Here is a 12,318-nt window from a genome sequence, read left to right as displayed (position 1 = left end):
AAGTACCAAAATACAACCAATCTTTATTAAATTTACAGTAACCCAAAAATAGCTAACCTTGCCTAAATTAACTGTAATCACAATTGTGTATAATAATGTTCGCGATATCGAGCGAACGATAAAATCTGTTTTAAATCAAACTTATAAAAGTATAGAATATATCATTATCGATGGTCAATCAACAGATGGCACCCTGGCTATTGTGAATAGTTATTCATCATCTATCAGCAAAATTATTTCAGAACCCGATAAAGGGATTTACGATGCTATGAATAAAGGCCTGGACTTAGCTACGGGCGATTATGTGTTGTTTATGAATTCTGGTGATGAAATCTATGATGAACATACTGTTGAAGATGTTTTTGCATCAGCCGAAGGCGCAGATATTTACTACGGTGAAACAGAAATGTATAACGACAACTGGGAAAGTTTAGGTAGAAGACGCCATGAGGCTCCTGAGGAATTTAACTGGCGAAGCTTCCGTTTCGGCATGAGCATTAGCCACCAGGCCATATATATTAAAAGAAGCATCATTGTTCCTTATAATTTAAAATACAAATACAGTTCGGATATCGATTGGATTATAAAGGCTGCTAAAAAGTCATCAAACATTGTAAACGTTCACCGTTATGTAGCAAAATACCTTGTTGGCGGTATGAGCAAGAAAAAACATCGTGAAAGCTTAAAAGAGAGATTTCATATTTTCACTAAATATTATGGGTTAATACCAAATATTCTTAATCATTTTGTGATTGCGGGTAACCTAACATTTTACTTCCTCAAGAATAGAAGAACTAATGACTAGGAAATGCGATAGTAATTTGCCCGTAATTCTTTTAGAATTACGGGCAAATTACTTTAGTGCTGAAGCTAAGCTAATACTTTCCAGCATCTTGATTGTCATTCTGACGAGGTGAAGAATTCGCAGTTATTAACCCCTTTCCAAAATACTTGTACTGTATTATTTTAAGATTTAGCATTCATCGCCCAGAGATTCTTCGTGCCTCTGAATGACTAAAATCAGGGGCCAATACAATTTTCCAAAAACAAATTTCCCATAACTACTGTCTTTAATATATACTTATTAAAAACAGAAAAGATTATGGGACAATTAAGTAACCGCAATATTGCCGTGCTTTCAGAAAGCGGATTTGAAGAAGTAGAATTAACAGAGCCGGTAAAAAGGTTAAAAGAAGAGGGAGCAACGGTCCACATCATCTCATCAAAAAGTGGTAAAATTAAAGCCTGGAACCACGACCACTGGTCTATTGAAGTACAGGTTGACAAAACAATAGCAGAAGCAAATGTCGATGATTATAACGGTTTGGTTTTGCCTGGCGGCGTGCTTAATCCCGATCATTTACGAGTAAATGAGGAAGCAATTTCTTTTGTAAAAGCATTTTTCGAGGCTGGAAAACCTGTAGCAGCAATATGCCATGGCCCACAAACCTTAATAAATGCTGATGTTGTTAAGGGCAGAAAACTTACATCTGTAAAAAATATATCGCAGGATTTGATTAACGCTGGGGCTGATTGGTTTGATGAGGAGGTTGTGGTAGATCAGGGTCTGGTAACGAGTCGTACACCGAAAGATTTACCTGCATTTAACGATAAAATAGTGGAGGAATTTGCAGAAGGTGTACATGAGGGGCAACATGCCTAAAACGCTTTGAGCGCTCTCCTAAATTACTCAAAAGGCGGCTGGTTCTGATAAACCGGCCGTTTTTATTACAGCTTAACCTGCCTGATTATGTTTTTAATATTCAGCTCAATGATATCAGTCATTGTTTTGCAGCTCAGATAATTCTGGTCTTTAAAATAATCTGACATGGATTGTTTAAGTAATTCGATATTTTCGGGTGTAGTTAAAGCATCCGTATTCGATACGTCCCTCAAATCGGTAAGCCTATGGCGTTCACTTCTGACCCTATGAACGATTGACGAACGCTCTTCCTGCTGGTATTGCAAAACCGTTTTTTCAGTAAGTTGCTCCATACTCATTTTTACATAAGGTAAGTTCTCTTTAAAAAACTGGGGCAGATAAACTTTAAGATTTCCTTCATAAAACTGCTGATCGAAATCTATGGCCCTTATCCTGAACTGAATATCATCGAAATCGGGCGTAATCTGAACAACAAAATTATACGCCCGCATATCGCCCAAAAGCATAATTAAACAGCGCTCATTAAACTTTACAAACTCTTTTGCAATTCGTGTTGGGTTAAACTCAGGCGAGTAAAGTTGCCCTTTGGTAAAAACATCACCCGGAATACCAGCTATGTGTTCTTCTACAAGTGTATCGCCATCCACTAAATAATTTACCTGGTTGGGCGATAAAATTTCTTCCAGTTCAAGTCCGTAAATCCGTGAGGCATCAGCTTTTTTAATATAGAAATAATCGTAAACATCATTTAACCGGTTTACGATTCTGATTCGGAAAGGATGGGTATTACCAAATGTGCAATACTCTATTTTATCGATGTATTTATGTTCAACAATCCGCAGATTTCCTGAAGCTTTTAAATTAGCATAGATTTCTTTTAAGCCATTATGCAGGTTTTCAATTAAATCCTGGGCATAAATTGGTCCTTCCCAAAGCGAATCTTTACCAAATTTATCCATTAGTGGAAAGGCCTCGTTAAACTGCATCAAATCGTTATAAGAAATTGGCAGTCTTGCCTCGCGCTGGTAAAGGCGGAGGTATTTCTGTAAGGCAGGCGTAACCGGAAAAATCGGCTTCTTTTTCGAAATTTTTACATCACTGTTTTCCATGATGAAGCAATGTAATGTTTTAAAAATTTAACAGCAAAGATTTTTAAACTGAGCGCAAAACGAACAAAGTAAACGGTATAACTTTAATTTTCTTATTAAAATTTTTCACTTGGTGGTTAATATTTTAGTTATGGATAGTTAAAGGGTAAACCTGCTAAATACCTGCTTATTTTCCGGTATGGATAATTGCCGGCACCGTGTGTAGCAAACTGCACGATAATGGTATTCGTTACAGGGTCAACGTAAAGCCTTTGTCCAAGCATCCCTTCAACGGCATAATCACCTTTATCGCCTTGCTGCGGAATCCACCATAAATAATGGTGGGCTGATTGCTGCCAGCCTTTTGCTGATGCAGGTTTTTCGTTTCCAATGCTTACCGATTGATTCACCCAATTTTCAGGGAGAACCTGGATAGCGTTAAATTTACCTTTTTGTAAATATAACCTGCCAATTTTTGCCAGATCGATGGCTGTTACCTGAAACCGGCTTGCGGTGTTGGCTAAACCATCAGGATGATCCAAACCCCAGCTTGCGTTGTATGCCGAGCCAATTTTCTGCCAGATATTTTCTTCAAAATACTGTGTTATTGTTTTGCCTGTAGCCCTTTCCAAAACCCATCCCAGTAAAATTGGGTCAATACTTTTATATTTCCACACTGTTCCGGGTTTATTAACGAGCTTAACCTCTTTCAGCTCCGCTTTCATATCGTGTGTATAATAATATTTAGCCTCGTCAGAAAAAAAAGCCTTTACTACCCCGCCCAATGCATCCTGAAATTCCAACCCTGATTTCATATCTAAAAGATGTTTGATCCTTATATCCTTAAAAGCGGCATTTGCCCTTAGTTCAGGAATATACTGCGTCACTTTATCATTCAGATTTTTAATTTTTCCATCGGCAAGTGCCCTCCCCAGCATAATGGAAACCATGCTTTTGGCACCTGAAAAAATTGTAGTTAAAGTGCTGTCGCTATAACCTTTGCTGTATTTCTCGTATAAAACACTATCGTTCCTTATTACAAGAAATGCTTTGAGCTTCCCGTTTTCAAAATATTTATTAAAAGGAATAGCTGTATTGTTTCCATCCATCACCTGAAGGGTATCAATATCATTCCGCATCTTAACAGGACGAACAAAATGGAATGCACTATCACTTTTGTGTACAACGGCCTGTGGAAAAGCCTTGTATGTTTCTGCATCGGGCGTTCGATATCTTAAAACCCTCATCAAATAAGGATGCCAGATGAATAACGCAGCTCCAGTAATTAAAATGAAGATAATTCCAGTTAAAAATATTCTTTTAAAAACTTTCATCAGGAGCCTTTTAACCGTAAATATAATTCTTAAACCTGATTTAACTCAAGAGATTTATGTGGCTTATGAATGACTGAGGAGCGATTCATTATTTAAGTCGCTTAAATCAACTTTAGGTAGCTTTACTTCAGGTTTGTATTTCCACCTTCGGTGGCTCCAAAGCCAGTAGGCTGGCTGCTCATTAATCATGTCTTCTAAAAACCGGGTGTGAAGTTCGGTTATTTCAAACTCCGCTGTTTCTTTAGGATTAAGACAAATCGGCACACAATCAACCTCATAGTAGCCTCTTTTTAAATAATTTATCTTTAAATAAAATACAGGACGGTTAGTTTTTCTGGCGATCTTCTCTACACCTAGCTGAACAGAAGTTTCCTGATGTAAAAAATTTGTCCAGTAGTTAGATTCTTCTCTTGATGGCGCCTGATCGCTGCCAAATGTAAACATGCTTGCGGCATTTTTACTTGCCTGTACAGCCCTTAACGTTTGGCGCATGGAAACCATATTGTTGCCAAATTTGCTCCTCATGTTAAGAAACCAGTTGTCGAACAATTCGCTGCTCAATGGCTTGTAAATAGGATAATGCTGACCAGAGAAATTTAAGCCGATTGCCATACAGACCCACTCGTAATTGCCATAATGTGATGAGCAAAAGAGCACGCTTTCATTATTCTGCAAATAAGCTTCAACCAAATCTTTGTTCTTAAATTTTACACGTTTATTTAATTGCGCTTTTGAGATGCTTTTCATCTTTATTACCTCTACAAAAAGCGATGACAAAAATTTATAGTATTCTTTTTCTATTGCATTAAGCTCTTTAGATGACTTATCAGGCAGGGCATTATATAAATTCTCCTTAACCACTTTTCTACGATATTTGAACACGTAAAAAATCAATAAATAAAAAGTATCAGCTAATCTATATAGTAGAAATAGTGGTAAAAGAGAAAGTGCATTTAATAAAAAAATCCCGATTCGAGATAAGATCTTATTAATCATAGGGTTGATTAGTTTAACAATACAAATTTAGATTCATCCCAAAAAGGAATTGCCACGTAATTGTTAGTTTTCTATTCCCGGAAGTTTTATGAAAAACACCTGACAAAAAATCAATCGATTGATTAATTTTTTTTGAGCTACAAAAGTATCATAAGCAAAAATTTGACTACCCCAGGTACCTTAAATTACAGGCCCGAGCCAACAAAAAAAGCCCCCTTTATAAGGAGGCTTTCTATATTTTAAATTCCCGATTAGGGATTTAGCGATTAAGCAAATTGCTTTCCTTTAACTTTACGCTCTTGTTCAGTTAAGAAAATTTTACGTAAACGCATACTTGCTGGTGTAACTTCAATGTATTCATCAGCCTGGATATATTCCATCGATTCCTCTAAAGAGAATTTAATAGCTGGTGCAATACGTGTGTTATCATCAGTACCTGATGCACGCATATTGGTTAGTGCTTTACCTTTAACAACATTAATTACCAAGTCGTTATCACGGATGTGCTCACCTAAAATTTGTCCTTCGTAAATATCTACACCCGGATCAACAAAGAAACGGCCTCTATCTTGTAATTTATCAATTGAATAAGCGGTAGTAGTACCTTTATCCATAGAGATTAATACACCATTCAAACGACCAGGAATTGTACCTTTCCAAGGCTCGTAAGCTTTGAAACGGTGTGCCATAATCGCCTCACCAGCAGTTGCTGTTAATACGTTGTTACGTAAACCGATAATACCACGAGAAGGAATTTCGAATTCTAAGTGTTGTAAATCGCCTTTTGGCTCCATTATCAATAACTCACCTTTACGTTGCGTTACCAATTCAATTACTTTACCAGAAACTTCAGCAGGAACATCAACGATTAAAGTTTCAACAGGCTCATGTTTTTTACCGTCGATTTCTTTAACAATTACCTGTGGTTGTCCAACCTGTAATTCATAACCTTCACGACGCATAGTTTCGATTAATACTGATAAATGGAGAATACCACGACCATATACTAACCATGAATCTGGAGAGGCAGTTTCAACAACTTTCAACGCCAAGTTTTTCTCCATTTCTTTAATTAAACGGTCTTTAATACGCTGAGAAGTTACCAATTTACCCTCTTTACCAAAGAATGGAGAGTTATTGATGGTGAACAACATGTTCATTGTTGGCTCATCAATGCTGATTACTGGTAATTGTTCCGGATTTTCGAAATCAGCAATGGTATCGCCAATATCAAAACCATCAATACCTACAACGGCACAAATATCGCCAGAGCTTACTTCAGTAGTTTTTACTTTACCTAAACCTTCGAAAGTATAAAGTTCTTTTACTCTTGATTTAACAATTTTGCCATCGCGTTTGATTAAAGTAACCGGTTGGTTTTCTTTAATTGTACCACGGTGAACACGGCCAATTGCAATACGACCTACGAAAGATGAATAATCCAACGAAGTGATCTGCATTTGTAAAGTACCTTCGTTAATTGGTGCAGCAGGAATATTCTCTACCACAGCATCTAACAAAGCAAAAATATCTGTTGTTGGTTTTTGCCAGTCAGTACTCATCCATCCTTGTTTTGATGAACCGTAAATAACCGGGAAATCCAATTGCTCTTCAGTTGCTTCAAGGTTAAAGAACAATTCGAAAATTTGCTCATAAACCTCTTCAGGGCGGCAGTTTTCTTTATCAACTTTGTTTACAACCACAATTGGTTTTAAACCTAATGCTAAAGCTTTTTGTGTTACGAAACGTGTTTGAGGCATTGCACCTTCAAAAGCATCGCAAAGTAAAAGTACACCATCGGCCATTTTCAAAACACGCTCTACCTCACCGCCGAAATCCGCGTGACCAGGTGTATCGATAATGTTAATTTTTACGTCTTTGTATTGAACAGATACGTTTTTAGATACGATGGTGATGCCACGCTCACGCTCTAAATCGTTGTTATCCAATATCAACTCTCCTGTTTGTTCGTTGTCACGAAAAATAGAACAAGAGTGTAAAATCTTATCAACCAACGTGGTTTTACCGTGGTCAACGTGTGCTATAATAGCTATATTTCTAATCTTTTGCATAAAATGCGCCTCAAATTTGGCGCAAAGATAGTGTTTAAAAATTGATTTTCTACTATATAGTCAACTATTTAATGCTATGATAATGTTGCAATTATCTCATTTTTAACTAGAAAAGGGATCACTGACTGCATTAGTTCGTTAAAAGAGTGATATCATTAGAAATTATGCCCCTTTTACTTTGTTCAGTTATTTGATTAAATATATTGCCTGAGCTATGATAAGTTTATAAGAACAAATTGGACTACTTAACATTCAAATTAAATTTCCGGAGAAACAAATAAAAATGCTAAAAAGAGGATGTGTTTTTAAGATTATATTAAACCTCAAAAGCCCAATCTAAAAATGCAGGCATAACATTCTCCCAGGTTGACACATCATGTTTGCCGCCCACTTTTTCATAATAGAAAATATTTTCAGGTCGCTTATAACCTTTTTTCAGGAGTGCCTTTACCACATCAATTGTATCATCAATAGAATCGATAATAAAGTTTTTATTCCGGTCAGCCTTTTCATCGTCGGTACCGGTCATCAACCAGAATTTCATATCCCTCTTTGTAGATGAAGCCTCAATCATGGCGTGCATAATCCTGTCGGCATCGGTATAGCCTTCCGTTAGATCTTTTTTACGCCACCAGAAAGCGCCTGAGAAAACGCCAATCGCATCAAAAACAGAAGGATTATTCCAGGCAATATCAAAAGCAGATAAACCGCCCAAAGAGAAACCGCCAAATGCAACTTTACCAGACACAGGCATCCAAATTTTCTTTTTAACAAAAGGTAAAAGCTCTTTAATTACGAAATCAGAATATAAATTAGCCTTGGCCCCACGACCTTTAAAATCAGGTACTCCTGCAACACCATATTCCATCAAGCGATCTGCCGATGCCCTAATGGCAATTACAATTAACCTGTGGTTTCTTTTATTGTGGTGTGCATTTTGCAGGATTTTAACAAAATCCATCTTAGCCACATCCTGGCCATCGTTTAATAAAAGAAGCTCTATTTTTTCATTACCCAATATACCCTCGGGTGCATAAATATCTATTTCAACCTCATGCTTCAAATAAGCAGATGGTATCTTAAAATTACTGGTATTAACTTTTACTGATAAAATTGTTGTGTACATAATATTCAAATCCCCTATCACCTGGCAACGCCTCAGAATTTCGGCAAAGGTACAAATCCTGTTAAACTATTAATTATCAGTTACCAATTTTTACATTCTACCTTTTATTTTACCGCATTCGAATTCATTTTGTAGAATTAAATTTCTATCTTAAAACATTCAATTTTACATATGGTTAAAGAAGAATACAAAAGATGGTACAGCCCTAATTTAAGTGCTGATATCGATATGCTCATCTTTGGTCACAGCGGTATCCCTATTCTGCTGTTTCCAACAAGTATGGGGCGGTATTTCGAAAACAAAGACTTCAAACTGATTGACTCGGTTGAAGGTTTTATCAACGAAGGGAAAATAAAGATTTATTGCCCCGATGGGATTGATAAACAAAGCTGGTACAACAAAAGCATCCATCCCGCCGACAGGGTTAAAAACCACATCTGGTACGATAAATACCTGTTAGAAGAAGTTGCGCCTTTAGCCAGGCACGAAACGGGACACAGTAAGATTATTACCACCGGCTGCAGTTTCGGCGGATATCATGCCGCCAATTTTGCATTCAGGCACCCCTGGCTGGTGAGCCATATGTTTAGCATGAGTGGCGCATTTGATATCACCGGCCAGCTTGATGGTTTTTATAACGACGATGTTTATTTTAATAATCCGGTTGATTACATCATGAACAATAGCAATCCTGAATTGCATTACATGAAAATTGTTCTTGGCACTACCGACAGGGATATGTGTAAACCCGATAACGAGCGGTTGTCAGGAATTTTGAACCAGAAAGGAATTAACCATTGGCTGGATATCAGGCCAAATGCCGACCATGACTGGCCAATCTGGAGAGAAATGTTCCCGAACTATATCGCACAACTTTAGTTACTTAAAACAATTTGCCCCATTATACAATTAAACTTAATGAAGCAATCATGATTTTCATACAATCAGCAAAAAAAGCCATGATAGTTTCGTAACCTCTAAAACATATACAACCAATGAAAAAAATAGGGATTTTATTTGGCCAGGAGCGCTCTTTTCCTGAAGCCGTTGTAGCACGAATTAACCAGAAAGCTGAAAAAGGCATATCTGCCGAAGCTGTTAAAATAGAAAAGATACTTCAAAATAGTCCGTTGGATTATGCAGTAATTATCGACCGCATTTCGCAGGATGTACCATTTTACCGTGCATCGTTAAAAAACGCCGCAATTACCGGAACGGCTGTAATTAATAACCCTTTTTGGTGGAGTGCAGATGAAAAGTTTTTCAACAATGCACTTGCTGAACAAATTGGCGTTCCCGTTCCTAAAACAGCATTGATTCCATCACGTCAACATCCAACAGGAACAACCAGCGAATCGTTTTCAAACTTAGCCATGCCCTTAAACTGGGATGCCATTTTTGATTATGTTGGCTTTCCTGCCTATATGAAACCTTATGACGGTGGTGGATGGAGAGATGTTTATAAACTTCATGATAAAGAAGATTTCTTCGATAAACATAGCGGAACCGAGCAACTGGTAATGTTATTGCAGGAAGAAATTATTTTTGATGAGTATTTCAGGTGCTATTGCATCGGCGGTAAGCATGTACGCCTTATGCAATACGAGCCACGTAACCCGCATCATTTGCGTTATGCAGTAGATGGCAAAGCGCCAGACCCAAAATTGTTAAAAAAAGTAGAGGAATACACATTGAAATTATGCCAGTATTTAGGTTACGATTTTAATACCGTTGAGTTTGCCGTTAGAGATGGGGTACCTATTGCCATTGATTTCTGTAACCCTGCACCCGATGCCGATATAAAAAGTGTTGGTCAGGAAAATTTCGATTGGGTAGTAGAAACAACTGCTAACTACGCCATTGAAAGAGCAAAAGCACAAAAACCAGGACAAGACAACTTAACCTGGGGTGAATACATCAAGGCATCGGTTGCCGGCAAACCTTTAATAACAAGAGCCGCAGCAAAAACCGTAGCACCAAAAGAAAAAGCAGAGAAAGCGCCTGCAAAACCAAAAACTGCAGCTGCTAAAAAAGCTGCTCCAAAGAAATAAAAAGGGATTTAACCAAATATTACGACAATGAATGAATTTACGCTGGGCATAGAAGAAGAATACATGGTACTTGATCCCGTTACCAGGGAACTTACTTCTCATGACCAAAAAATTGTTGAAGCCGCACAAAAAATACATAAAGACCAGGTAAAAGCAGAAATGCACCAGGCTGTTGTAGAAGTTGGAACAGGCATCTGCAAAACCACCGAAGAAGCCCGTAAAGAAATTTCGCAATTGCGATTTACGGTTTCTCAACTTGCAGGCGAACAAGGTTTAAGAATCGGTGCTGCAGGCACACACCCGTTTTCACACTGGGAAAAACAATTGATTACCGAGCATCCGCGTTATAACGAAATTGTAAACGAATTGCAGGAAGCGGCACGTTCGAATTTAATTTTCGGATTGCATGTCCATGTGGGCTTTCAGTCTCGTGAGCTGGCTATCCACATTGCCAATCAGGTAAGATATTTTCTGCCGCACGTATTTGCTTTATCAACCAATTCTCCATTTTGGGAGGGCAGAAACACCGGCTACAAATCCTTCCGTACTAAAATTTTCGATAAGTTTCCTCGGACAGGAATCCCGGATATTTTTAACAGCATTGAAGACTATGACAACTACGTAAAGTTGCTCATCAAAACCAATTGTATGGATAATGCGAAGAAAATCTGGTGGGATATCCGTGTGCATCCTTTTTTCGATACAGTTGAATTCCGCATTTGCGATTGCCCCATGTTAATTGATGAAACCATGGCTTTTACTGCTCTGTTTCAGGCTTTATGTGCCAAACTCTACAAACTTCGCTTGCAGAATATGGAATTTATCAGTTATTCCCGTGCTTTAATTAATGAAAATAAATGGCGGGCAGCCCGTTATGGTATTGATGGAAATTTAATCGATTTCGGGAAAGAAATGGAAGTAAACTGTCGCAACCTGGTACTCGAACTGCTCGATTTCGTGGATGATGTTGTTGATGATTTAGGCTGTAGAAATGATTTAAATTACGTTCATAAAATACTTGAACATGGCACAGGTGCAGACAGGCAGTTGGCTGTTTACCAACAAACCGGTAACTTTGAATCGGTGGTAGACTACATTACTACTCAAACACTTATAGGTGCAAAGTAATTTAACAATGGATAAAAGAGATTTAAAGGTAGCCGTTATTGACATGAATAACGGCGCACCTAATCAAGGTATGCGGGGAATTCAGGAAATTTTATCCTGGTTTAAAAACGATAACAACATTAACCTTACCTTCGATATTTTCGATTTAAGGCAAAAAGGTGAAATTCCAGGCATTGAATATGATGCCTATATTTCCAGTGGTGGTCCAGGTAGCCCTATCGAAAGCAAAGGCGAAAAATGGGAAAATGATTTTTTTAACCTTTTAGATCATATTGAGGTATTTAATGCCGCGAATGATGAGCAGAAAAAATATGCTTTTCTAATCTGCCATTCTTTTCAGCTGGCTTGCCGGAAATACGCACTGGGAAATGTAACAGAAAGGCGTTCGAATGCATTTGGAATTTTTCCAATAACCTTAACTGAGGATGGCGAAAAAGATGAAATTTTTCAGGGCATTACCAATCCTTTCTTTTCAGTCGATAGCAGGGACTGGCAGGTAATAGAACCCGATTTGGCTGCCTTTGAAGCAAAAGGAGCAAAACTTTTAGCCATAGAGAAAGAACGCAAGCATGTTAATCTGGAAAGATGCATGATGTCGATTCGTTTTTCTGATGAAATTATTGGTACACAGTTTCATCCCGAAGCCGACCCGGTGGGCATGAAAATGTACCTTCTACAAGATGAGAAGAAAAAGGTAATTATCGATACACATGGCGAAGCAAAATATTTCGACATGCTGAACAGTTTAGATGATCCGGATAGAATAGTGCTCACTCAAAGTGTTATTCTTCCTAATTTTTTAAGCAAAGCGATAGGAAATTTACAGGAAGCGTAGAAACAATTATTAAGTTGATTTCATG

11 protein-coding genes are annotated in these 12,318 nt (G+C 37.7%); 6 read left to right on the top strand and 5 right to left on the bottom strand.

From position 1 onward, the window contains the following. Window positions 1-58 precede the first annotated feature (58 nt). Window positions 59-805, top strand: coding sequence for a glycosyltransferase family 2 protein (locus tag R2R71_RS16295; protein WP_316832340.1), 747 nt, complete (start codon window positions 59-61; stop codon window positions 803-805). Between the two features lie 297 nt (window positions 806-1,102). Further along, a complete protein-coding gene (locus R2R71_RS16290; protein WP_316832339.1) occupies window positions 1,103-1,663 on the top strand; it encodes a type 1 glutamine amidotransferase domain-containing protein in 561 nt (186 codons plus the stop codon). 65 nt (window positions 1,664-1,728) lie between these two features. Here R2R71_RS16290 and R2R71_RS16285 read toward each other — a convergent pair whose 3' ends face one another. From R2R71_RS16285 to R2R71_RS16265, 5 genes are all read right to left on the bottom strand, one after another. Beyond that, window positions 1,729-2,772 (bottom strand): hypothetical protein, encoded by a 1,044-nt coding sequence (locus R2R71_RS16285; protein ID WP_316832338.1) that lies wholly within the window; start codon window positions 2,770-2,772, stop codon window positions 1,729-1,731. A 128-nt stretch (window positions 2,773-2,900) separates the two neighbouring features. Further along, on the bottom strand, window positions 2,901-4,085 hold the full coding sequence (locus R2R71_RS16280; RefSeq protein ID WP_316832337.1) for a serine hydrolase: 1,185 nt from the start codon (window positions 4,083-4,085) through the stop codon (window positions 2,901-2,903). Between the two features lie 63 nt (window positions 4,086-4,148). Then, complete coding sequence (locus tag R2R71_RS16275) at window positions 4,149-5,081, bottom strand: lysophospholipid acyltransferase family protein (protein WP_316832336.1); 933 nt, start codon at window positions 5,079-5,081, stop codon at window positions 4,149-4,151. Between the two features lie 266 nt (window positions 5,082-5,347). Next, complete coding sequence (gene typA / locus R2R71_RS16270; protein ID WP_316832335.1) at window positions 5,348-7,153, bottom strand: translational GTPase TypA; 1,806 nt, start codon at window positions 7,151-7,153, stop codon at window positions 5,348-5,350. A 316-nt stretch (window positions 7,154-7,469) separates the two neighbouring features. Continuing rightward, window positions 7,470-8,279, bottom strand: a complete 810-nt coding sequence (locus tag R2R71_RS16265) for an alpha/beta hydrolase (RefSeq protein ID WP_316832334.1) — start codon at window positions 8,277-8,279, stop codon at window positions 7,470-7,472. A gap of 171 nt (window positions 8,280-8,450) precedes the next feature. Between R2R71_RS16265 and R2R71_RS16260 the strand changes: the two genes are divergently transcribed. The 4 genes from R2R71_RS16260 (at window position 8,451) to R2R71_RS16245 (ending at window position 12,293) form a co-directional block, all read left to right on the top strand. After that, window positions 8,451-9,158 (top strand): esterase family protein, encoded by a 708-nt coding sequence (locus R2R71_RS16260; RefSeq protein ID WP_316832333.1) that lies wholly within the window; start codon window positions 8,451-8,453, stop codon window positions 9,156-9,158. A 116-nt stretch (window positions 9,159-9,274) separates the two neighbouring features. Next, window positions 9,275-10,330: a hypothetical protein gene (locus tag R2R71_RS16255; RefSeq protein WP_316832332.1), complete on the top strand. Its 1,056-nt coding sequence runs from the start codon at window positions 9,275-9,277 to the stop codon at window positions 10,328-10,330. Window positions 10,331-10,357: 27 nt separating this feature from the next. Beyond that, complete coding sequence (locus R2R71_RS16250; protein WP_316832331.1) at window positions 10,358-11,458, top strand: carboxylate-amine ligase; 1,101 nt, start codon at window positions 10,358-10,360, stop codon at window positions 11,456-11,458. 7 nt (window positions 11,459-11,465) lie between these two features. Beyond that, a complete protein-coding gene (locus R2R71_RS16245) occupies window positions 11,466-12,293 on the top strand; it encodes a glutamine amidotransferase-related protein (RefSeq protein WP_316832330.1) in 828 nt (275 codons plus the stop codon). The last annotated feature ends 25 nt before the right edge of the window (window positions 12,294-12,318 follow it).

The sequence above is a fragment of the Pedobacter aquatilis genome (assembly GCF_032678405.1).
Classification (GTDB): Bacteria; Bacteroidota; Bacteroidia; order Sphingobacteriales; family Sphingobacteriaceae; genus Pedobacter; species Pedobacter aquatilis_A.
The sequence above is the reverse complement of the archived record's forward strand: the minus strand, read 5'-3'. Positions and strand labels throughout refer to the sequence as shown.

Bases quoted from the DNA above. Each gene is read 5' to 3' on its own strand.
- R2R71_RS16290 (WP_316832339.1), top strand. From the start codon at position 1,103: ATGGGACAATTAAGTAACCGCAATATTGCCGTGCTTTCAGAAAGCGGA.
- R2R71_RS16285 (WP_316832338.1), bottom strand. From the start codon at position 2,772: ATGGAAAACAGTGATGTAAAAATTTCGAAAAAGAAGCCGATTTTTCCG.
- R2R71_RS16280 (WP_316832337.1), bottom strand. From the start codon at position 4,085: ATGAAAGTTTTTAAAAGAATATTTTTAACTGGAATTATCTTCATTTTA.
- R2R71_RS16275 (WP_316832336.1), bottom strand. From the start codon at position 5,081: ATGATTAATAAGATCTTATCTCGAATCGGGATTTTTTTATTAAATGCA.
- typA (WP_316832335.1), bottom strand. From the start codon at position 7,153: ATGCAAAAGATTAGAAATATAGCTATTATAGCACACGTTGACCACGGT.
- R2R71_RS16265 (WP_316832334.1), bottom strand. From the start codon at position 8,279: ATGTACACAACAATTTTATCAGTAAAAGTTAATACCAGTAATTTTAAG.
- R2R71_RS16260 (WP_316832333.1), top strand. From the start codon at position 8,451: ATGGTTAAAGAAGAATACAAAAGATGGTACAGCCCTAATTTAAGTGCT.
- R2R71_RS16255 (WP_316832332.1), top strand. From the start codon at position 9,275: ATGAAAAAAATAGGGATTTTATTTGGCCAGGAGCGCTCTTTTCCTGAA.
- R2R71_RS16250 (WP_316832331.1), top strand. From the start codon at position 10,358: ATGAATGAATTTACGCTGGGCATAGAAGAAGAATACATGGTACTTGAT.
- R2R71_RS16245 (WP_316832330.1), top strand. From the start codon at position 11,466: ATGGATAAAAGAGATTTAAAGGTAGCCGTTATTGACATGAATAACGGC.